This is a genomic window from Streptomyces sp. NPDC006476, from assembly GCF_040612015.1.
Taxonomy (GTDB): Bacteria; Actinomycetota; Actinomycetes; order Streptomycetales; family Streptomycetaceae; genus Streptomyces; species Streptomyces griseorubiginosus_B.
Genome location: NZ_JBEXPK010000003.1, coordinates 125,211 through 145,576, shown reverse-complemented (window position 1 = coordinate 145,576; position 20,366 = coordinate 125,211). Strand labels below are relative to the sequence as shown.

At 71.2% G+C, this 20,366-nt stretch carries 18 protein-coding genes; 11 read left to right on the top strand and 7 right to left on the bottom strand.

The annotated features are described in order from the left end of the window. Positions 1-64: 64 nt before the first annotated feature. Positions 65-2,416, bottom strand: a complete 2,352-nt coding sequence (locus tag ABZZ74_RS04710; protein ID WP_356761878.1) for an excinuclease ABC subunit UvrA — start codon at positions 2,414-2,416, stop codon at positions 65-67. 171 nt (positions 2,417-2,587) lie between these two features. On the opposite strand from ABZZ74_RS04710, the gene ABZZ74_RS04705 reads away from it, so the two are divergent. The 8 genes from ABZZ74_RS04705 to ABZZ74_RS04670 all read left to right on the top strand — a co-directional run bounded on the left by ABZZ74_RS04705 (position 2,588) and on the right by ABZZ74_RS04670 (position 11,081). Beyond that, positions 2,588-2,785, top strand: coding sequence for a DUF4236 domain-containing protein (locus ABZZ74_RS04705; RefSeq protein ID WP_356761877.1), 198 nt, complete (start codon positions 2,588-2,590; stop codon positions 2,783-2,785). 64 nt (positions 2,786-2,849) lie between these two features. Then, complete coding sequence (locus ABZZ74_RS04700; protein ID WP_356761876.1) at positions 2,850-4,379, top strand: UDP-N-acetylglucosamine 1-carboxyvinyltransferase; 1,530 nt, start codon at positions 2,850-2,852, stop codon at positions 4,377-4,379. Positions 4,380-4,749: 370 nt separating this feature from the next. Continuing rightward, complete coding sequence (locus ABZZ74_RS04695) at positions 4,750-5,424, top strand: lamin tail domain-containing protein (RefSeq protein ID WP_356761875.1); 675 nt, start codon at positions 4,750-4,752, stop codon at positions 5,422-5,424. 208 nt (positions 5,425-5,632) lie between these two features. Beyond that, positions 5,633-6,250 carry an enoyl-CoA hydratase-related protein gene (locus ABZZ74_RS04690; RefSeq protein WP_356761874.1) on the top strand — a complete coding sequence of 206 codons (618 nt, stop codon included), beginning with the start codon at positions 5,633-5,635 and terminating at the stop codon, positions 6,248-6,250. Positions 6,251-6,256: 6 nt separating this feature from the next. Continuing rightward, the gene (locus ABZZ74_RS04685; protein ID WP_356761873.1) at positions 6,257-7,267 is read left to right on the top strand and encodes a hypothetical protein; all 1,011 of its coding nucleotides are present in this window, start codon (positions 6,257-6,259) and stop codon (positions 7,265-7,267) included. A gap of 4 nt (positions 7,268-7,271) precedes the next feature. Next, the gene (gene boxB, locus ABZZ74_RS04680; RefSeq protein WP_356761872.1) at positions 7,272-8,693 is read left to right on the top strand and encodes a benzoyl-CoA 2,3-epoxidase subunit BoxB; all 1,422 of its coding nucleotides are present in this window, start codon (positions 7,272-7,274) and stop codon (positions 8,691-8,693) included. Positions 8,694-8,703: 10 nt separating this feature from the next. Next, entirely contained in the window at positions 8,704-10,227 is a 1,524-nt protein-coding gene (locus tag ABZZ74_RS04675) for a benzoate-CoA ligase family protein (RefSeq protein WP_356761871.1), read from the top strand. Further along, entirely contained in the window at positions 10,224-11,081 is an 858-nt protein-coding gene (locus ABZZ74_RS04670; RefSeq protein ID WP_356761870.1) for an amidohydrolase family protein, read from the top strand. The genes ABZZ74_RS04675 and ABZZ74_RS04670 overlap by 4 nt, the downstream gene beginning before the upstream one ends. Here ABZZ74_RS04670 and ABZZ74_RS04665 read toward each other — a convergent pair. The 3 genes from ABZZ74_RS04665 to ABZZ74_RS04655 form a co-directional block, all read right to left on the bottom strand. Next, positions 11,078-11,833: an alpha/beta hydrolase gene (locus ABZZ74_RS04665; RefSeq protein ID WP_356761869.1), complete on the bottom strand. Its 756-nt coding sequence runs from the start codon at positions 11,831-11,833 to the stop codon at positions 11,078-11,080. The two genes, ABZZ74_RS04670 and ABZZ74_RS04665, sit on opposite strands and share 4 nt — an antisense overlap. A gap of 206 nt (positions 11,834-12,039) precedes the next feature. Continuing rightward, a complete protein-coding gene (locus ABZZ74_RS04660; RefSeq protein ID WP_356761868.1) occupies positions 12,040-12,885 on the bottom strand; it encodes a PaaX family transcriptional regulator C-terminal domain-containing protein in 846 nt (281 codons plus the stop codon). Positions 12,886-13,013: 128 nt separating this feature from the next. Then, positions 13,014-13,454 (bottom strand): DUF6299 family protein, encoded by a 441-nt coding sequence (locus ABZZ74_RS04655; RefSeq protein ID WP_356761867.1) that lies wholly within the window; start codon positions 13,452-13,454, stop codon positions 13,014-13,016. 229 nt (positions 13,455-13,683) lie between these two features. Here ABZZ74_RS04655 and ABZZ74_RS04650 point away from each other — a divergent pair, with 229 nt between their 5' ends. Further along, on the top strand, positions 13,684-13,878 hold the full coding sequence (locus ABZZ74_RS04650; RefSeq protein ID WP_133046072.1) for a DUF5999 family protein: 195 nt from the start codon (positions 13,684-13,686) through the stop codon (positions 13,876-13,878). A 10-nt stretch (positions 13,879-13,888) separates the two neighbouring features. Here the strand turns inward: ABZZ74_RS04650 and ABZZ74_RS04645 are convergent, their stop codons facing one another. Together ABZZ74_RS04645 and ABZZ74_RS04640 are read right to left on the bottom strand one after the other, a co-directional pair. After that, positions 13,889-14,287 carry a RidA family protein gene (locus ABZZ74_RS04645; protein ID WP_356761866.1) on the bottom strand — a complete coding sequence of 133 codons (399 nt, stop codon included), beginning with the start codon at positions 14,285-14,287 and terminating at the stop codon, positions 13,889-13,891. Further along, positions 14,284-15,435, bottom strand: coding sequence for an acyl-CoA dehydrogenase family protein (locus ABZZ74_RS04640; RefSeq protein WP_356761865.1), 1,152 nt, complete (start codon positions 15,433-15,435; stop codon positions 14,284-14,286). Before ABZZ74_RS04640 ends, ABZZ74_RS04645 begins: the two co-directional genes overlap by 4 nt. 139 nt (positions 15,436-15,574) lie before the next feature. On the opposite strand from ABZZ74_RS04640, the gene ABZZ74_RS04635 reads away from it, so the two are divergent. Together ABZZ74_RS04635 and ABZZ74_RS04630 are read left to right on the top strand one after the other, a co-directional pair. After that, positions 15,575-17,167: an AMP-binding protein gene (locus ABZZ74_RS04635; protein ID WP_356761864.1), complete on the top strand. Its 1,593-nt coding sequence runs from the start codon at positions 15,575-15,577 to the stop codon at positions 17,165-17,167. 15 nt (positions 17,168-17,182) lie between these two features. Next, positions 17,183-18,004, top strand: coding sequence for a PaaX family transcriptional regulator C-terminal domain-containing protein (locus tag ABZZ74_RS04630; RefSeq protein WP_356761863.1), 822 nt, complete (start codon positions 17,183-17,185; stop codon positions 18,002-18,004). A gap of 31 nt (positions 18,005-18,035) precedes the next feature. Here the strand turns inward: ABZZ74_RS04630 and ABZZ74_RS04625 are convergent, their stop codons facing one another. After that, positions 18,036-20,321, bottom strand: a complete 2,286-nt coding sequence (locus ABZZ74_RS04625) for a bifunctional salicylyl-CoA 5-hydroxylase/oxidoreductase (RefSeq protein ID WP_356761862.1) — start codon at positions 20,319-20,321, stop codon at positions 18,036-18,038. Positions 20,322-20,366 lie beyond the last annotated feature (45 nt).

Genomic DNA, 20,366 nt, shown 5'->3' with positions numbered 1-20,366 from the left:
AGGCGTTTCCAGGAGGAAACGTCTCTCCCGTTCGACGCGAGCATACTTTCCCGGGCGCATGCTCCTAGCCGGCCACGTATTTCGCCAGGTGTTCGCCGGTGAGGGTGGATCGGGAGGCGGCCAGGTCGGCCGGGGTGCCCTCGAAGACGATGCGGCCGCCGTCGTGGCCCGCGCCGGGGCCCAGGTCGATGATCCAGTCGGCGTGGGCCATGACCGCCAGGTGGTGCTCGACCACGATGACGGACTTGCCGGAGTCGACCAGGCGGTCGAGGAGGCCGAGGAGTTGCTCGACGTCCGCGAGGTGGAGGCCTGCGGTCGGCTCGTCGAGGACGTAGATCCCGCCCTTCTCGGCCATGTGCGTGGCCAGCTTCAGGCGCTGGCGCTCACCGCCGGAGAGGGTGGTGAGCGGCTGGCCGAGGGTGAGGTAGCCGAGCCCGACGTCGGCGAGGCGTGTCAGCACGCGGTGCGCGGCCGGGGTCGCCGCCTCCCCGCCGCCGAAGAACTCCACCGCCTCCGTCACCGGCATCGCCAGCACCTCGCTGATGTCCCGCCCGCCGAGCCGGTACTCCAGCACCGAGGCCTGGTACCGCTTGCCCTCGCAGTCCTCACAGGTGCTGGCGACACCCGCCATCATCGCGAGGTCGGTGTAAACGACACCGGCGCCGTTGCAGGTCGGGCAGGCGCCCTCGGAGTTGGCGCTGAACAGGGCCGGCTTCACCCCGTTGGCCGAGGCGAACGCCTTGCGGATCGGGTCGAGCAGTCCGGTGTACGTCGCCGGGTTGCTGCGCCTGGAGCCCTTGATGGCGCCCTGGTCGACCGAGACGACGTTCGCGCCGGGCGGGATCGAGCCGTGGACGAGGGAGCTCTTGCCGGAGCCCGCCACACCGGTGACCACGCAGAGCACCCCGAGGGGGACGTCGACGTCGACGCTTTGCAGGTTGTGGGCGCTCGCACCCCGGATCTCCAGCTGTCCGGTCGGCTTGCGCACACTCTCCTTCAGGCCCGCCCGGTCGGCGAGATGACGGCCGGTGACGGTGTCGCCGGAGCGCAGGCCCTCGACGGTGCCCTCGAAGCAGACGGTGCCGCCCGCCGTACCGGCGCCGGGGCCGAGGTCGACGACGTGGTCGGCGATAGCGATGGTCTGCGGCTTGTGCTCGACGACGAGCACCGTGTTGCCCTTGTCCCGCAGGCGCAGCAGCAGTTCGTTCATCCGCTGGATGTCGTGCGGGTGCAGGCCGGTGGTCGGCTCGTCGAAGACGTACGTCACGTCGGTGAGCGAGGAGCCGAGATGGCGGATCATCTTGACGCGCTGCGCCTCACCGCCGGACAGCGTCCCCGAGGGCCGGTCCAGCGCCAGATAACCGAGGCCGATTTCGGAGAAGGAGTCGAGGGACTGCTGCAACGCGGTCAGCAGCGGGGCGACGGACGGCTCGTCCAGCCCGCGGACCCACTCGGCGAGGTCCGTGATCTGCATCGCGCAGGCGTCGGCGATGCTGATCCCCTTGATCTTCGAGGCGCGGGCGCCCTCGGCGAGCCGGGTGCCGTCGCACTCGGGGCAGATGGTGAAGGTGACGGCCCGCTCCACGAACTCCCGGATGTGCGGCTGCATCGCCTCCTTGTCCTTGGAGAGCATCGACTTCTGGATCCGCGGGATCAGACCCTCGTACGTCATGTTGATGCCCGCGATCTTCATACGGGTCGGCTCGCGGTGCAGGAAGTCGTGCAGTTCGCGCTTGGTGAACTTGCTGATCGCCTTGTCCGGGTCGAAGAAACCGGACTCGATGTAGAGGCGCGAGTTCCAGCCGCCGCCCTTGTAGCCGGGGACGGTGATGGCGCCCTCGTTCAGCGACAGGGAGTCGTCGTAGAGCTGGGCGAGGTCGAGGTCGGTGACGTTGCCACGGCCCTCGCAGCGGGGGCACATGCCGCCGGTCCGCTCGAAGGTCGCCTTCACCGCTTTCTTCGCGCCCTTCTGGACGGTGATGGCGCCGGCCGCCCGGACCGAGGGGACGTTGAAGGCGTACGCGCTCGGCGGGCCGATGTGCGGTGTGCCGAGCCGGCTGAAGAGGATCCGCAGCATCGCGTTGGCGTCGGTGGCGGTGCCGACGGTGGAGCGGGGGTCGCCGCCCAGACGCTGCTGGTCGACGATGATCGCGGTGGTCAGACCGTCCAGGACGTCCACCTCGGGCCGGGCCAGGGTCGGCATGAAGCCCTGCACGAAGGCGCTGTAGGTCTCGTTGATGAGCCGCTGCGACTCGGCGGCGATGGTGTCGAAGACGAGCGAGCTCTTGCCCGAGCCGGAGACACCGGTGAAGACCGTCAGCCGGCGCTTCGGGATCTCGATGCTGACGTCCTTGAGGTTGTTCTCACGCGCGCCGTGCACGCGGATCAGGTCGTGGCTGTCGGCGGCGTGGCTCATCGTGTCTCCAACCTCTCGGGCGGCCTGCCTGGCTCGGTCCAACGCTATGCGGGGGCCGCCGGTCGGCGCTTCTCGAATCCTGACCGCTTCCCGGACGATCGACGGGATCGGCCATCAGGAGGCCAAGTCGGGGTAACCGGACAGGAAACAGCCCGCTCGGAAGGAGGCACGATGCCCCTCACGTTCCGCAAGAGTTTCCGGATACTGCCCGGCGTGCGCCTGAACATCAACCGGCACTCCTGGTCCATCACCACTGGCGGCAAGAACGGTCCGCGGCACACCCACAGCAGCACCGGACGTCGTACGACATCGATGGATTTGCCCGGACCTTTCGGGTGGCGGAAGACCCACAGCGCCAAGCGACACTGACGGGGCATCACCCGAATGGACCCCCCGGGATGCCCCATCTCATATCTGAGATAGCCTCAACCCCATGGCAGACGACTACCTCGTACGCATCGGCAAGCTCATCCGTGACGCCCGGCAACACCGAGGCTGGACACAGGCACAACTGGCGGAGGCGCTGGGCACCAGTCAGAGTGCTGTCAACCGCATCGAGCGGGGCAATCAGAACATCAGCCTTGAGATGATCGCTCGAATCGGTGAAGCGCTCGAGAGCGAAATCGTCTCACTGGGCTACGCGGGACCGATGCATCTGCGGGTGGTCGGCGGCCGTCGGCTCTCGGGGGCCATCGACGTCAAGACGAGCAAGAACGCGTGCGTGGCGCTGCTGTGTGCGTCCCTGCTCAACAAGGGGCGCACCGTGCTGCGCCGGGTCGCCCGGATCGAGGAGGTCTACCGCCTCCTGGAGGTCCTCAACTCCATCGGTGTCCGCACCCGTTGGATCAACGACGGGGTGGACCTGGAGATCGTGCCGCCGGCCCAGCTCGACATGGCGGCGATCGACGCCGAAGCGGCCGTGCGCACGCGGTCCATCATCATGTTCTTCGGCCCGCTGCTGCACCGTATGGACCGCTTCAAGCTGCCCTACGCCGGCGGCTGCGACCTGGGCACCCGCACCATCGAGCCGCACATGATCGCGCTGAGGCGGTTCGGGCTGGACATCGCCGCCACCGAGGGCCACTACCACGCCCAGGTGGACCGGGCGGTCCGGCCCGACCGTCCGATCGTGCTGACCGAGCGCGGGGACACCGTCACCGAGAACGCGCTGCTGGCCGCCGCCCGGCACGACGGCGTCACCGTCATCCGCAACGCCTCCTCCAACTACATGGTCCAGGACCTGTGCTTCTTCCTGGAGGCGCTCGGCGTCAAGGTCGAGGGCATCGGCAGCACGACGCTCACCGTGCACGGCGTGCCGGACATCGACACCGACGTCGACTACTCCCCCTCCGAGGACCCGGTCGAGGCGATGAGCCTGCTGGCCGCGGCCGTCGTCACCGAGTCGGAGCTGACGGTGCGCCGGGTGCCGATCGAGTTCCTGGAGATCGAGCTCGCGGTCCTGGAGGAGATGGGCCTGGCGAACGACCGCACCCCGGAGTACGTCGCGGACAACGGCCGCACCCGGCTGGTGGACCTCACCGTCCGGCCCTCCAAGCTCGAGGCACCGATCGACAAGATCCACCCCATGCCCTTCCCGGGCCTGAACATCGACAACGTCCCGTTCTTCGCGGCGATCGCGGCCGTGGCCCAGGGCAAGACCCTCATCCACGACTGGGTCTACGACAACCGGGCGATCTACCTCACCGACCTCAACCGTCTCGGCGGCCGTCTCCAACTCCTCGACCCGCACCGCGTCCTGGTCGAGGGCCCGACCCGCTGGCGGGCGGCCGAGATGATGTGCCCGCCCGCCCTGCGCCCCGCCGTCGTCGTCCTCCTGGCGATGATGGCCGCGGAGGGCACGTCCGTCCTGCGCAACGTGTACGTCATCAACCGCGGTTACGAGGACCTGGCCGAGCGCCTGAACTCGATCGGGGCGCAGATCGAGATCTTCCGGGACATCTGACAGGTGATGGGGTGCCCCCGCCGGGGGGCGCCCTTTTGCGTTGGGCCGTTACTCACTTTCGGGTGACGGCGTTCTCGCAGGTGGGGTGGCGGGGGCTGGCGGACAGATGCCACATTCCAGTGTTTTCAAGGGTGAACGATATTACACATCGTCAAACTGGTGCATTCGGCCGATAAATGGTCGATACAGCTGAGAGTCATAGATATCTGTTGGATCTGTAATGACGCACGCATTTCCTTCACCGGACGTGGGGATTCCGTGCAGGGTGTGGATGTGCGGCCGACCGGTCGCCACCCGCACAACACACCCCGCCGACCTGCGGTTTCATCGCCGTGGCCGGGGTGTTCCACCCTTGCGAAGGGGGACACTCGTGTCCGTTTCTGCTTCCGTCCGTCGACTGACCGCCGCCGCCGCGGTCGCCGCCGCCGTCGTCGGTGCCGCCGCGCTCCCCGCCGCGGCCGCCGACCACCAGCCCGGCCGCCCGCACCACGGCTCGGTGTTCATCAGCGCCGTGCACACCACGTCCCCGTGGCGTGACGGCCGGGGCAACCGGTCGCTGAACGCTGAGTGGGCGGACATCACCAACGGCTCCCGCCGGGCGGTGAACCTGGACCACTGGACGCTGTCCGACCGGCAGGGCCACACCTACACCTTCCATCACGTCCTGCTCCAGGGCCGTGCGACCGTCCGCGTCCACACCGGTCTGGGCCGGGACACCGGGAGCGACGTCTACCAGGACCGTCGCGGGTACGTGTGGGACCGGAACTCCGACACCGCGACCTTGCGTGACGAGCGCGGCCTCCTGGTCGACGAGACCTCCTGGGGCCGCCACGACCGCGACGGCTGGCGCGACGGGGACCGCCGTCACGACCGGGGCGGCTGGCGGGACGGGGACCGCCGTCACGACCGCGACGGTGACCGCCACGACCGGGACGGCTGGCACGACCGCGACGGCCGGCACGACGGAGACGGCCGCCACGACCGCGACGGCGGGCACGACCGTGACGGTGGGCACAACGGGCACGGTGGCGACCGCCGCGCCTGACCTACCCGGCACGCCGGCCTGATCCCGGCTGACTGACTGGTGGCGCGCTGCCCAGAGGGCGGCGCGCCACCGGCGCGTTGCCGCATCCGCCCCCTCCTCGCTCACGGAACGACGCCTCCTTTTTGTTCTACAGAACCTTGACGCACTAAAGCGCTTCTGTAGACCATCGGGATATCGGTACCCGCACCGGCGCGAGGAGGCGCTCGGCATGGTGGAGGTGTCCTTCGACCGGAGCCCGGAGACGTACCGGCACTGGAGGCTGCGTACGGACGGGCCGGTCGCCTGGCTGGCACTGGACGTCGACGAGGACGGCGGGCTGGTGCCGGGTTACGAGCTGAAGCTGAACTCCTACGACCTCGGTGTGGACATCGAGCTGTACGACGCCGTGCAGCGGCTGCGCTTCGAGCACCCGGAAGTACGGGCCGTTGTGCTGACCAGCGCCAAGGAGAAGGTGTTCTGCGCGGGCGCCAACATCCGTATGCTCGCCGCCTCCCCGCACGAGTGGAAGGTGAACTTCTGCAAGTTCACCAACGAGACCCGCAATGGCATGGAGGACGCCTCCGAGCACTCCGGGATCACCTTCATCGCGGCCGTCAACGGCTCCTGCGCGGGCGGCGGTTACGAGCTGGCGCTGGCCTGCGACCTGATCCTGCTGATCGACGACAACTCCTCGGCCGTCGCGCTGCCCGAGGTGCCGCTCCTGGGCGTGCTGCCCGGCACCGGCGGCCTGACCCGGCTCACGGACAAGCGGCGGGTGCGCAAGGACCTCGCCGACGTCTTCGCCACCCGGAGCGACGGGGTGCGCGGCAAGACTGCCGTGGACTGACGGCTGGTGGACGAGATCGTGCCGCGCCGGGACTTCCGGGCGGTCGTCGAGCAGCGGGCCCGGGAGGCGGCGGCGCGCAATCCCCGGCCCGCGGACGTGCGGGGTGTCCGACTCGCGCCGCTGGAACGCGAGATCAGCGACGCCGGGATCTCCTACCGGTATGTGCGCGCCGAGTTCGACCGGGCGCTCGGGCTCGTCCGGATCACCGTGGGCGGGCCAGAGGACGGCACTGACGGGTGGCTGCTCCGCCTCACCCGTGAACTCGACGACCTGATCCTGAGGCTGCGGGCCAACGAGCCCGAGCTGGGCACCTGGGTGCTGCGCACCGAGGGCGACCCTGACCTCGTACTGGCACAGGAACAGCGGCTGTTGAGCGGCCGTGGGGACGGTGACTGGCTCGCCGACGAGATCCTGCACTACTACAAGCGCACCCTGAAGCGTCTCGACGTCACCAGCCGCAGTCTCGTCGCTCTGATCGAGCCCGGGAGCTGCTTCGCCGGCCTGCTGCTGGAGTTGGCTCTCGCCTGCGATGTGCAGTACATGCTGGACGGGCCGCCCGTCGAGGACCCGGACAGTGATGAGCGGGCACAACTCCGGCTGTCCGTGGTCAACTTCGGGGCCCTCCCGATGGGCAACGGGCTCTCCCGGCTCGCGTCCCGCTTCTACGGGGACGACGACCACCTCGACTGGCTGCGCCGTGAGGCGACCGGGCATCCCCTGACCCCCGCCCAGGCCCGCGAGCTCGGGCTCGTCACCGACGCGCCCGACGACATCGACTGGGAGGACGAGGTCCGCCTGGTGCTGGAGAACCGGGCGGCGCTGAGTCCCGACGCGTTGACCGGGATGGAGGCCAACCTCCGCTTCGTCGGCCCGGAGACGATGGAGACCAAGATCTTCGGCCGGCTCAGCGCCTGGCAGAACTGGATCTTCGTACGGCCGGGCGCATCCGGTCCGGAGGGCGCGTTGCGCCGCTACGGCACCGGCCAGCGGGCCGTCCACGACCGGAAGCGAGTGTGATCCGATGCCCACGGCCATCGACTACGACGCCAAGATCCCCAACAATGTCGGCCTCGCCGACGACCGCCGGCTGCAGCGGGCCCTGGAGGGCTGGCAGCCCAAGTTCCTCGGCTGGTGGGGGGAGATGGGCCCCGCCCTGGAGAACCACGGTGTCTATCTGCGCACGGCCGTGTCGGTGGGCCGGGACGGCTGGGCGCACTTCGACCATGTCCATGTGCCCGACTACCGCTGGGGCATCTTCCTGGCCGAGCCCACCCCGGACCGCCGTATCGCCTTCGGCGAGCACAAGGGCGAGCCGGTGTGGCAGCAGGTGCCCGGCGAGTACCGCGCCGACCTGCAACGGCTCATCGTCGTCCAGGGCGACACCGAGCCCGCGTCGGTCGAGCAGCAGCGGCTGCTGGGGCTGAGCGCGCCGAGCCTGTACGACCTGCGCAACCTCTTCCAGGTCAACGTCGAGGAGGGGCGGCACCTGTGGGCGATGGTGTACCTGCTGCACGCCTACTTCGGCCGTGAGGGGCGGGAGGAGGCCGAGGCGCTGCTGTACCGCAACTCCGGCAGCCCCGACTCGCCGCGCATCCTGGGCGCGTTCAACGAGGAGACCGCCGACTGGCTGGCCTTCTACATGTTCACGTACTTCACCGACCGGGACGGCAAGTACCAGTTGGGCTCGTTGAAGGAGAGCGCCTTCGATCCGCTGTCGCGGACCTGCACCTTCATGCTGAAGGAGGAGGCGCACCACATGATGGTGGGGACGACCGGGGTCGACCGGGTGGTCGCCCGGAGTGCCCAACTCGTGGTGGAGAACGACACGTTGGACATCGCCGCGTGCGGCGGGATACCCCTCGACATCATCCAGAAGTACATCAACTTCCACTACACCGTCTCCCTCGACCTGTTCGGGAGCGAGACCTCCACCAACGCGGCCAACTACTACACGGCGGGGCTCAAGGGCCGTTGGCAGGAGGAGCGCCGGGGCGACGACCACCGGCTCACCGAGGACGGTGTGCGGTTGGACAAGCCCGCCGAGGACGGCACCTGGGGGGCCGACGAGGTCCCCGCGCTGCTCGCCCTCAATCTCGACCTGCGCGACGAGTACATCGCCGACTGCCAGACCGGCGTCAAACGCTGGAACCGGATCCTCGAGGACCACGGCATCGACGTCCGCTTCCGCCTCCCCCACCCGGGCTTCAACCGACAGGTCGGCCTCGCCTCCGGCCACCACGTCACCCCCGACGGCACGATCGTCGACGAGCGGGCCTGGGAGGCGAACCGGCGCCACTGGCTGCCCACCGCCGAGGACCTGGCGTTCGTACGGTCGCTGATGCGGCCGGTGTACGAGCGCGGGCGGATCGCGAGCTGGGTGGCGCCGCCGGTCAACGGGATCAACGGCAAGCCGTTCGACTACGAGTACGTCCGACTGGTGTGAGGCGGCCTCCATGCCCGAGCTGTTCAACGCGGCGGACTGGCTGGTCGACCGGCAGGTCGACGAGGGCAACGGCGGCCGTACCGCCGTCGTCACGCCGACGCGGAGCCTGACGTACGGGGAACTGGCCGACGAGGTACGGCGGTCGGCGGCCGGGCTGCGTGCCCTCGGGGTACGGCCCGAGGAGCGTGTCCTGTTCTGCATGGCCGACGACGTCGAACTGTTCGCCGGCATCCTCGCCGCCTTCCGCATCGGCGCCGTGGCCGTGCCCGCGTCTACCATGCTGACCGGGCCGGAACTGGGCAGGCTGGTGGCGGACTGCCGCAGCCGGGTGGTGGTGGCGTCCGAGGAGTTCGCGCCGGTCGTCCACACGGCGGTCCGGGACGCGCCGGAGGTCGAACGCACCCTGCTGGGCCGGGACTTGGACCGGCTCTCGGCGGCGCGCGCGGACGACGGGCCATATCCCACCTGGCACGACTCCCCCGCCCTGTGGCTCTACACGTCCGGCACCACGGGCGCACCCAAGGCGGCGATGCACCGGCACGACGACATCCGGCTGGTCGCGCAGAACTACGGGCAGCGGGTGCTGGGCATCGGCCCCGAGGACCGCTGTCTGTCGGTCGCGAAGCTGTTCTTCGCCTACGGGCTCGGCAACTCGATGTTCTTCCCGCTGTCGGCCGGCGCCACGGCCGTACTGGAGCCGGCCCGGCCTTCGCCCGCGCTGTTCGCCAAGCGGGCGGCGGCCGACCGGGCGACCGTGCTGTTCGGTGTGCCCGGGTTCCTCGGCGCGCTGCTCGCGAGCCCGGACATCCCCGACGACGCATTCGCGACCGTACGCGTGGGCGTCTCCGCCGGTGAGGCGCTTCCGGCGCGGATCTACCAGGGAGTGCGGGAGCGGTTCGGCGTGGAGGTGCTCGACGGGATCGGCTCGACCGAGATGCTGCACATCTTCATCTCCAACCGGCCGGGGCGGGTCCGTCCCGGCTCCTCCGGCGAACCTGTTCCGGGGTACGCCGTCGAGTTGAGGGACGGCGCGGGGCAGGTGGTGGACGGAACGGGTGTGCCCGGTGAGCTGTATGTGCGCGGGGAGTCGGCCGCCGTCGGCTACTGGTGCCGGGCGAAGACCAGCCGGCAGGTCTTCCTCGGCGACTGGGTGCGCACCGGCGACACCTACGTCCGCAACACCGACGGCACCTACACCTGTCTGGGCCGCACCAACGACCTGCTGAAGGCGGGCGGCATCTGGGTCTCGCCCGCGGAGGTGGAGGAGCGGCTGCTGGCGCATCCGGACGTGGCCGAGGTCGCGGTGGTCGGGGCGCGGGACGCGGACGGACTGGATCTGCCGGTGGCGTGCGTGGTGCCGCGGGCGGGGTGCGAGGTGGACGCGGAGGCTCTGGTCGCCTGGTGCCGGGAGGGGTTGGCGGCGTTCAAGCGGCCGCGCGCGGTCGTCGCGCTGCCGGAACTGCCGCGCACGCCGACCGGGAAGATCCGGCGTAACGTGCTGAGGGAGATGATCCGCTTCGAGGAGGCGCCGTGATCGACGGTGACACCGTGGTGGACGCGCACGTCCACGTGCCACGGCTGTCGACGCTCAAGCCGGCCTGGTTCGAGTGGGCGCGGGAGTTCTCCCGCGGGCATCCCTGGCGCGACGCCTACGACGAGCGGGGCGATCCGGTGCCCGAACGCCTCGACGCGCTGCTGGAGTCGGAGGGCGTGGACCGCGCTCTGCTGTTCTGCGAGTACAGCCCGCGGGCGACCGGCATCCAGCCGATCGAGGACCTGCTGCCGGTCGTCGAGCACAACCCGGTCCGCTTCCGGCTGGTCGCGAACGTCAACCCGCATCTGCACCACCCGCTGGCGGCGGAGGCCGAACGCCAGCTGGAGCTGGGCGCGGTGGCCGTCAAACTCCATCCCGTGCACGGCGGTTTCGACCCGGCCGACAAGGAGCTGTACCCGCTGTACGCCCTGTGCGCCGAGCGCGGCATCCCGGTGATCGTGCACTCCGGGACCTCCAGCTTCCCCGGCGCCCGTGCCCGGTTCGGCGATCCGCAGCTGATGCTGGACGCCGTGGAGGACTTCGGGGACGTGCAGTTCGTCTTCGCGCACGGCGGGCGCGGCTGGTGGTACGACACCGCGGCCTTCCTGGCGCTGGCCAGGCCCAACGTCTGGCTGGACCTGGCCGGACTGCCACCGCGCAAGCTCCCCGAGTACTACGCCCGGTTCGACCTGGCGCGGCTGGCCTGCCGGTGGATCTTCGGGACGGACTGGCCGGGGGTGCCGGGGACGGCGAACAACGTGCGTGCGCTACGGGAGTTGGGTTTGCCGGAGGAGACCCTGCGCGCGGTGCTGTCGGGCAACGCGGGCAAGGTCTTCCCCGGGCTCGGTGTCTAACTCCTGTCCGCCGCGCCGAGGTGCCGGGCGAAGAAGCGGGCCGCGCTGTCGGACTCGAACCGGGGCAGTTCCTTGTGCCGGCCCGTGTTGGCGTGCAGGGTCTTCTCCGTCGAGGCGAAGGCGTCGAACAGGGCGAGGGCGGCCTCGCGCGGGATGTGCTCGTCGTCCCACTGCAGGGTGAACTCGATCGGGACGGTGATCCGCCTGGCCTGCTCGGCCAGGACGTCGGGCCAGTGCAGACCGAGGACGGCGGCCCTGATCCTGGGCTCGGCCGCCACGAAGGGCACGCCGATCGCGGTGCCCATGTTCAGGCCGTAGTAGCCGACCGGCCCGTCGGGGCCGATCTCCGGGAGTTCCTGGAGGGCGTCCAGGGTCGCCCGCCACTCGGGGACGGCGCGCTCGGCGAGGTGGGCGTTGTAACGGACCACGATCGGGCCTTCCGGCTCGCCCGCCTCCCTCGCCCGGTACAGCTCGGCGATCTCCTGCTCGTCGTACGCCGTGCGCGGCCGGTCGCCGTGGCCGGGCGCGTCGATGACGGCGACATGGAAGCCGCGGGCGGTGAGGAGCCGTGCGCGGCCCGACATGGCGGGCCACTTCTTGTGGGTGCCGCCGCCGTGGCCCATCAGGACGAGGGGTGCGCGGTCGGTGCCGGAGAGCGGCGACCAGAGGACGCCGGGGATGTCGCCCAGGGTGAAGTCGCGTTCGCGCATGCCGTCGGCGGACGACTCGGTGGTGAAGTGCACAGAGGACATAGGTGTTGCCTTTCGGGAGTGCCTGGTGGTGGAGGCGCTCCCGGCGACACCCGCGTCAGTCGCCGGACCGTGGAGAAAGAGGGAGCACCCACGTCGATACAGCCTTCATGGGTCTCACCTCCTCGCTCGGTCGCACGGCCGACCGCAAGCTAGCAGCAGGGACCCGCAGGCCGGCAACCGCTTTTTGCAGGGCCGCTTTCCGCGCCCTAGTCCTGCAGTTCCTCCCACCGCCGCCGGGCCTCCGTCGTCCAGTCGGCGTGCCGGCCGTGGAAGAGAGCGGTGGCCCTGGCGCCGCTCCAGCCGGGCGGGAGGAGTTCGGGCGGGAGGCGCGGGTCGAGGAAGGGGAAGCGGCGCCACTCGTGGACGAGCAGGGTCAGGGCGCGCAGTGTGGGGTCGCCGGGTGCCGGGTGCAGGCCGGTGAACCCGTCGATGAACGCCTCGTACCGCTCCTCCACCTCGCTCAGGTCCCAGGCGCGGGCGACCATGGCCGCCTCACTGCCGAGGGCGCCGTAGGTGGCGGTGAAGGACAGGGCTCCGTCGGCGAGCTGGAGTTCCTTGAGGACGGCGAGGGCCTCGGGCTCGCGGTGGGTGTGCGGGGTGATCCACACGCCCGGCTCCGGGGAGCCGAAGCCGGCCCAGCTGAGGCGGGTGCGCACGCGGTGGCGCAGGTCCCGCTTGGTCTCGGGGACCGAGACGAGGACGACGAGCCAGGTGCCCTCCCAGGCCCGCTCGCCGCTGCCGAAGTCGTAGATGCGCTGCGCGCCCTCGGTCAGCAGCCGCCGTCCGGGCGGGGTCAGCGCCCAGCGCACCCGGCGGCCCACCCGCTCCGAGGCGAGCCAGCCCTCGGCCGCCGTGCGGGCCAGCGCCTGGCGGGCCGACTTCTCCTCGACGCCGAACAGCGCCAGCGTCTCGACCAGCGCCGATGTCCATACGGGGCGGCCGCGCGGCAGGACGAACTCGCCGAGCACGGTCATCAGCAGCGAGCGCGCGCTGGTGTCACCGACCTCCCGGCGCCGGCTGACCACCGGCCTCGCGGACGCCTGTTTCGCCATGTGCCACCACTCCCCTCCCCGCCGGTTGCATGCTCTCTACACACTATCTTGTCGGCACGCAACTCATCTGTGGAGTGTGGGGGCCGTCGTGCCCGCGGTCCGTGGTCCCGCCGGCACGGCGGCGGCGGTCAGCTCCGGGTCAGGGTGATCTCCTGGCGCTGCAGGGCGTGGAAGCGAGGCAGGGGCAGGCCGCCGACGGGGCGCAGTTCCATGACCGTGGCCTCGACGGTGGCCGCGCCCGGCTGGATCGGTTCCGAGGAGACCTTGCCGGTGTTCGCCCAGGCGTGCGTGACGCCGTCGCAGACGGCACGGGTGCCGCCGATGCCGTGCCGGACGGTCGAGGAGCCCTGGCTCAGGGACGAGCTGACGAAGACCGGGCCGGTGTTGCCGAGACAGCTGTAGGTGCCGGAGAGCGTGACGGTGCCGTCCGCGGCGATGGTGCCGGTCGGGTCGACAGTCACGGTCTCGGACGGGTCCGCGCTCGCCGGTGCGGCGGTGGCGGTGAGCGGGAGCAGCGCGGCCGCCGCGGCGGCGAGGGCGAGGGCGGGGCGCAGGGAGAGCGCGGGCATCGGGAACCTCCTGAAGGTGGGGCTTCCACTGGTACCGGGCGCGCGCGCGTGTTGCCGTGACCGTCACCCCTTCGGTGGCGAGTCCGCATCGACGGTCGTGGAACCGTCCGGGTGTTGTCCGCGTGTTGTCACGCTTCTCGTCCAGCCGTTCCGATGAGTTCGCGACGGGAGCATGGTCTTGTTCACAGGGACCCGGACCGAGGGGTCCCGACCGACCTGGAGGTGCGCCATGTGTACACGTCGGCCCTCGTGCCCTGCCTCCGACGGCCACGCCCCGCACATCGTCGCCGCCCACCCCGAGCAGGGCTGGGCGCTGCTGTGCGACGGCGGGATCGTGTTCGACGACAGCGGTGAGCTGACCGCCGACGGCCGCGTCGTCGCGCCGCACCGGCTGCCCGCCGAGCGACTGGCCGTCGCCGCCTGACCGACTCCGCTCAGGGCAGCACGGCGAAACCGTCGAGCTCCACCTGTGCCTGGTCGTCCCAGAGGCGTACGACCTCCACGACCGCCATCGCCGGGTAGTCCCGTCCCGCCAACCGCCGCCAGATGCGGCCGAGTTCGGGGGCGTGGACGCGGTAGGCGGCGACGTCCGTGGCGTAGACGGTGACGCGGGCCAGGTCCGCGGGGGTGCCGCCGGCCGCGGTGAGCGCGGTCAGCAGATTGGTGAGCGCCTTCTCGAACTGGGCAGGGAGCGTGTCGCCCGTGACCTTGCCCTCGGCGTCCAGGGCGGTCTGGCCGGCCAGGAAGACCACGCGGGTGCCGGTGGCGACGACCGCGTGCGAGAAGCCGGTGGGCGGGGAGAGTTCGGGCGGGTTGACGCGTTCGGTGCTCACTGGCCTGCCTCCGGGGTTTCCGTCTCCGCATCCAGCTCCTTGTACAACTCCTTGGCGATGATGCCGCGTTGGACCTCACTCGCGCCCTCGTAGACACGCGGGGCGCGCACCTCGCGGTACAGGTGCTCCAGCAGATGCCCGCGGCGCAGCGCCCGGGCACCGTGCAACTGGACGGCCGTGTCGACGACTTGCTGCGCGGTCTCGGTGGCCAGCAGCTTCGCCATCGCCGCGCGCTTGGGGACGTCCGGGGCACCCTCGTCGTACGCCGTCGCCGCCGCGTACACCATGAGGCGGGCCGCGTCGGTGCGCAGGGCCAGCTCGGCGACCTGGTGCGCGACGGTCTGCAGATCCCTCAACTTGCCGCCGAACGCCTCCCGTCGGGCGGTGTGTGCGAGGGTCGCGTCCAGCGCGGCCTGTGCCATGCCGACGGCGAAGGCCCCGACGCTGGGCCGGAAGAGGTTGAGGGTGCCCATCGCCACGCGGAAGCCGCGGTCGACCTCGCCGAGCACGTCGTCCGCGGTCACGGGTACGGCGTCGAAGTCGAGGGCGCCGATGGGGTGCGGCGAGAGCATGTCGAGTGCGGTCCCGGTGAGTCCGGGGCGGTCGGCGGGGACCAGGAAGGCGGTCACCCCGCGGGCGCCGGCGCCGGGGGTGGTGCGCGCGAAGACGGTGTAGAAGTCGGCCTCGGGGGCGTTGGAGATCCAGCATTTCTCCCCGGTCAGGCGCCAGCGGGCCGCTCCGTCGGGCTCCGCCCGCAGCGCCAGCGCCGCCGCGTCCGAGCCCGCGTCCGGCTCGCTCAGGGCGAACGCGGCCACCGCGGTGCCGTCGCCCACCCTCGGCAGCCAGCTCTCCCGCTGGGCGGGGCTGCCGTGGGCGTGCACGGGATGCGCGCCCAGGCCCTGGAGGGCGAGGGCCGTCTCCGCCTCCGTGCAGGAGTAGGCGAGGGACTCCCGCATCAGGCACAGGTCGAGCGCGCCGGAGGTGAACAGGCGGCCCAGCAGGCCGAGTCGGCCCAGTTCCTCGACCAGCGGGCGGTTGACGTGGCCGGGCTCGCCCTTCTCGGCGAGCGGGCGCAGCCGCTCCGCCGCCAGCGTACGCAGCCGCGCACACCAGGCGATCTGTTCCGGTTCGAGTGAGAATGCGGGCATCGCCGGTCTCCTCTCCGCCGCGTCTCCCTCGACGTTATCGCGCTCTGTTGACTGCCGTCACCAACGCGATACGCTCGTTGCCGCGAGCCCACCACCACGCCCACCAACGGCGGCCCACAAGGCAAGGGGGCGAACCGCCATGATCGTCTCGGCCCACGTCGACACCTTCGCGCGCGACCACCTCCCGCCCCCCGACCAGTGGCCCGACCTCCGCTTCGAGCTGCCCGGGCTGCGGTACCCCGATCGGCTGAACTGCGCCGCCGAGCTCCTCGCCGACCCGCCCGACGAGCGCCCGGTGTTCCACACGCCGGACGGCCCCGCCTGGACGTACGGCGAGCTGCGCGCCCGCGTCGACCGGCTGGCGCACGTCCTCACCGACGAGCTCGGGGTCGTACCCGGCCATCGCGTGCTGCTGCGCGGGCCCACCACGCCGTGGCTCGCCGCGTGCTGGCTGGCGGTACTGAAGGCGGGGGCGGTGGCGGTGACCGTGCTGGCGCAGCAGCGGCCGCACGAGCTGGCAGTGATATGTGACATGGCACAGGTCCGGCACGCCCTCTGCGACATCCGCTCCGTCGACGACCTCGCCAAGGCCGAGATACCCGGCCTGCGCATCACCACCTACGGCGGCGACGCCCCCGACGACCTGCTGCGCCGCCCCGCGCCCGGCGCCCCCTACCCGGCCGTGGACACCGCGGCCGACGACGTCGCGCTGATCGCGTTCACCTCGGGCACCACGGGTCGCCCGAAAGGGTGCATGCACTTCCACCGGGATGTGCTCGCCATAGCGGACACCTTCTCGAAGCATGTGCTCAAGCCCCATGCCGACGATGTCTTCACGGGCAGCCCGCCGCTCGGCTTCACCTTCGGCCTCGGCGGACTGGTCGTCTTCCCGATGCGGGCCGGCGCGAGCGCGCTGCTGCTCGAACAGGCGCACCCCAAGCAGCTGCTGCCCGCCGTCGCCGACCACCGCGTCTCGGTCCTTTTCACCGCCCCGACCGCCTACCGCGCGATGCTGGACGACCTCGACGCCCATGACGTCTCGTCGCTGCGCCGCTGCGTCTCCGCCGGCGAGAACCTCCCCGCGGCCACCTGGCGGGCCTGGTACGAGCGGACCGGGCTGCGGATCATCAACGGCATCGGCGCGACCGAGCTGCTGCACATCTTCATCTCCGCGGCCGACGACGACGTCCGGCCCGGGACGACCGGGGTGCCCGTGCCGGGCTGGGAGGCACGCGTGCAGGACGCGGACGGGCGGCCCGTTCCCGACGGGGAGCCGGGGCTGCTGGCCGTGCGTGGGCCGGTCGGCTGCCGCTACCTCGCCGATCCGCGCCAGCGCGACTACGTGCGCGACGGCTGGAACGTCACCGGCGACACCTATGTCCGGGAGCCGGACGGCTACTTCCGTTACGTCGCCCGGGCCGACGACATGATCATCTCGGCCGGGTACAACATCGCGGGGCCGGAGGTCGAGGACGCATTGCTGCGTCACCCGGACGTGGTGGAGGCGGCGGTGGTGGGGCGGCCCGACGAGGCCCGCGGACAGGTGGTCGTGGCCCATGTGGTCCTCAAGGAGGGCGCCGTACGGGACGCGGAGGCCCTGCGCGCCTTCGTCAAGGCGGAACTCGCGCCGTACAAGTGTCCGCGCGAGATCGTCTTTTCGGACGCGCTGCCGCGCACGGCGACCGGGAAGCTCCAGCGGTTCCGTTTGCGCACCGATGGTGACCAGCAGTGATCGCGAAGACCTAAGATGATCAACGTGTCCGACCAGCATGCACCGCGGTCTCTCATCGTCACGCTCTACGGCGCCTACGGCCGCTTCGTGCCGGGCCCGGTGCCCGTCGCGGAGCTGATCCGGCTGCTGGCCGCGGTCGGCGTGGACGCCCCCTCCGTCCGCTCCTCGGTGTCCCGTCTCAAACGCCGCGGACTGCTGCTGCCGGCCCGCACGGCCGAGGGCGCCGCGGGGTACGAACTCTCGCCGGACGCACGTCAGTTGCTCGAGGACGGCGACCGGCGCATCTACGCCACCGCGCCGCCCGAGGACGACGGCTGGGTGCTCGCGGTGTTCTCGGTGCCGGAGTCGGAGCGGCAGAAGCGGCATGTGCTGCGCTCACGGCTGGCCGGGCTCGGCTTCGGCACGGCGGCGCCGGGTGTGTGGATCGCCCCGGCCCGGCTGTACGAGGAGACACGGCACACGCTGCGCCGGCTGCACCTGGACCCGTACGTGGACCTCTTCCGCGGTGAGCACCTGGGCTTCGCCGCGACCGTGGAGGCCGTCGCCCGCTGGTGGGACCTGGCCGCGATCGCCAAGGAGCACGAGGCGTTCCTCGACCGGCACGCGCCCGTGCTGCACACCTGGCGGGAGCGCGGGGACACCCCACCCGAGGAGGCGTACCGCGACTATCTCCTCGCCCTCGACTCCTGGCGCCACCTTCCCTACACCGACCCCGGCCTGCCCGCCCGTCTCCTTCCCGAGGACTGGCCGGGCGTTCGCTCGGCCGCGGTCTTCCGGGAGCTGCACGAGCGGCTCAGGGACGCGGGGGCGGTGTTCGCGGGCGGAGGGCAGCCCTGAACGTACCGCACGTGCGTCGGCGCGATCGGCGTCAACTCCCCAGCGTCAGACGGGGTTTCGGGGCGTCCGTGCGGCCGGTCCGGGGGCGGCGGCTGCCCGCTCGGTACGGGGCCGGCCAGACGACGCCCGGACCGTCGTAGCCCTGCTCGGCGGCCGCGTGCAGGGTCCAGTGCGGGTCGTAGAGGTGCGGGCGAGCGAGGGCGCACAGGTCCGCACGCCCGGCCAGGATCAGGGAGTTGACGTCGTCCCAGGAGGAGATCGCGCCGACCGCGATCACGGGGACACCGGTGGCGCGCCGGATCCGGTCCGCGTACGGCGTCTGGTACGACCGCCCGAACTCCGGCCGCTCCTCGGCGACGACCTGGCCGGTCGACACGTCGATCGCGTCGGCGCCGTGCGCGGCGAAGGCGCGGGCGATCTCGACGGCGTCCTCGGCGGTCGTCCCGCCGTCGGCCCAGTCGGTGGCGGAGATGCGGACCGTCATGGGTTTCTCCTCCGGCCACACGCCCCGGACGGCGTCGAAGACCTCCAGCGGGAAGCGGAGTCGTTTCTCCAGCGAGCCGCCGTAGCCGTCGGTGCGGCGGTTGGTGAGCGGCGAGAGGAAGCCGGAGAGCAAATAGCCGTGGGCGCAGTGCAGTTCGAGGAGGTCGAAGCCGGCGCGCGCGGCCCGCCAGGCGGCGGAGGTGAACTGCTCTCGGATGTCGGTGAGTTGAGCACGGGTCAGCTCGCGCGGGGTCTGGCTGTCCGGCTTGTACGGTAGCGGGGAGGGGGCCACGAGGGGCCAGTTGCCCTCGGGCAGCGGTTCGTCCATGCCCTCCCACATCAGCCTGGTCGAGCCCTTGCGGCCGGAGTGGCCGAGCTGCACGCCGATCGCGGTGCCGGGGGACCGCGTGTGCACGAAGTCGGTGATCCGCCGCCAGGAGTCGGCCTGCTTGCCGGTGTAGAGGCCGGTGCAGCCGGGGGTGATCCTGCCCTCCGCGCTGACGCAGACCATCTCGGTCATCACCAGCCCGGCACCGCCGAGGGCACGGGCGCCGAGGTGGACGAGGTGGAAGTCGCCGGGGACTCCGTCGACCGCGGAGTACATGTCCATGGGCGAGACGACGACCCGGTTGCGCAGCGTCAGTCCGCGCAGCCGGAACGGGGTGAACATCGGCGGGGTGCCGGGCGGGCAACCGAACTCGTCCTCCACGGAGCCGGTGAACCGGGCGTCGCGCAACCGGAGGTTGTCATGGGTGACGCGGCGGCTGCGGGTGAGGAGGTTGAAGGCGAACTGGCGGGGCGGCTGGTCGACGTAGAGGCCGAGGTTCTCGAACCACTCCAGGCTGGCGCGGGCGGCGCGCTGGGTGGAGGCGACGACGGGTTTGCGCTCCTCCTCGTAGGCCGTGAGCGCCTTGTCGAGGGACGGCTGTTCCTCCAGGCAGGCGGCGAGGGCGAGGGCGTCCTCGACGGCGAGCTTGGTGCCGGAGCCGATGGAGAAGTGGGCGGTGTGGGCGGCGTCGCCGAGCAGGACGACGTTGCCGTGGGACCAGCGCTCGTTGGTGACCGTGCGGAAGGTCGTCCAGGCCGACTTGTTGGAGCGCAGGGGGCGACCGCGGAGCGCCACCGCGAAGATCTTGGCGCAGCGGTCGATGGATTCCGCCGTGTCGAGTTCCTCGAAGCCGGCCGCGCGCCAGACGTTCTCATGCATCTCGACGATCACGGTGGAGGCGTCGCCGGAGTAGGGGTAGCCGTGCAGTTGCATCACGCCGTGCTCGGTCTCGGCGATCTCGAAGCGGAAGGCGTCGAAGGGGAAGTCGGTGGCCAGCCAGATGTAGCGGCAGTGGTGGCCGGTCACCCGGGGGCGGAACACATGGGCGTAGGCCTCGCGGGTGGTGCTGTTGACTCCGTCGGCGGCGACGACGAGGTCGTAGGTGCCGGCGAGCCAGTCGGGGTAGGGGGCCTCGGAGCGGAAGCGGAGGTCCACGCCGAGGTTCCGGCAGCGGGTGTGCAGGATCTCCAGCAGGCGTTTCCGGCCGAGGGCGGCGAAGCCGTGTCCTCCGGAGGTGTGGCGGGTGTCGCGGTGGACGATGTCTATGTCGTCCCAGCGGGTGAAGTGTTGTTGGAGGGCCGCGTAGACCGGGGGGTCGGCGTGTTCGATGCCGCCGAGGGTCTCGTCGGAGAGGACCACGCCGAAGCCGAAAGTGTCGTCGGCGGCGTTGCGTTCCCAGACGGTCACTTCGCGGGCGGGGTCGAGCCGTTTCAGCAGGGTGGCGGCGTACAGTCCACCGGGGCCGCCACCGATGATCGCCACGCGGAGGGGATGGCGTGGGTTCATCGGCGACTGCGGGTTTTTCGGGGCTGGTCGCGCCCACGCGGCGGT

Bases quoted from the DNA above. Each gene is read 5' to 3' on its own strand.
- ABZZ74_RS04660 (WP_356761868.1), bottom strand. From the start codon at position 12,885: ATGGCGAAACAGGCGTCCGCGAGGCCGGTGGTCAGCCGGCGCCGGGAG.
- ABZZ74_RS04655 (WP_356761867.1), bottom strand. From the start codon at position 13,454: ATGCCCGCGCTCTCCCTGCGCCCCGCCCTCGCCCTCGCCGCCGCGGCG.
- ABZZ74_RS04640 (WP_356761865.1), bottom strand. From the start codon at position 15,435: ATGCCCGCATTCTCACTCGAACCGGAACAGATCGCCTGGTGTGCGCGG.
- ABZZ74_RS04700 (WP_356761876.1), top strand. From the start codon at position 2,850: ATGGCAGACGACTACCTCGTACGCATCGGCAAGCTCATCCGTGACGCC.
- ABZZ74_RS04665 (WP_356761869.1), bottom strand. From the start codon at position 11,833: ATGTCCTCTGTGCACTTCACCACCGAGTCGTCCGCCGACGGCATGCGC.
- boxB (WP_356761872.1), top strand. From the start codon at position 7,272: ATGCCCACGGCCATCGACTACGACGCCAAGATCCCCAACAATGTCGGC.
- ABZZ74_RS04650 (WP_133046072.1), top strand. From the start codon at position 13,684: ATGTGTACACGTCGGCCCTCGTGCCCTGCCTCCGACGGCCACGCCCCG.
- ABZZ74_RS04690 (WP_356761874.1), top strand. From the start codon at position 5,633: ATGGTGGAGGTGTCCTTCGACCGGAGCCCGGAGACGTACCGGCACTGG.
- ABZZ74_RS04710 (WP_356761878.1), bottom strand. From the start codon at position 2,416: ATGAGCCACGCCGCCGACAGCCACGACCTGATCCGCGTGCACGGCGCG.
- ABZZ74_RS04675 (WP_356761871.1), top strand. From the start codon at position 8,704: ATGCCCGAGCTGTTCAACGCGGCGGACTGGCTGGTCGACCGGCAGGTC.
- ABZZ74_RS04705 (WP_356761877.1), top strand. From the start codon at position 2,588: ATGCCCCTCACGTTCCGCAAGAGTTTCCGGATACTGCCCGGCGTGCGC.
- ABZZ74_RS04625 (WP_356761862.1), bottom strand. From the start codon at position 20,321: ATGAACCCACGCCATCCCCTCCGCGTGGCGATCATCGGTGGCGGCCCC.
- ABZZ74_RS04630 (WP_356761863.1), top strand. From the start codon at position 17,183: ATGATCAACGTGTCCGACCAGCATGCACCGCGGTCTCTCATCGTCACG.
- ABZZ74_RS04635 (WP_356761864.1), top strand. From the start codon at position 15,575: ATGATCGTCTCGGCCCACGTCGACACCTTCGCGCGCGACCACCTCCCG.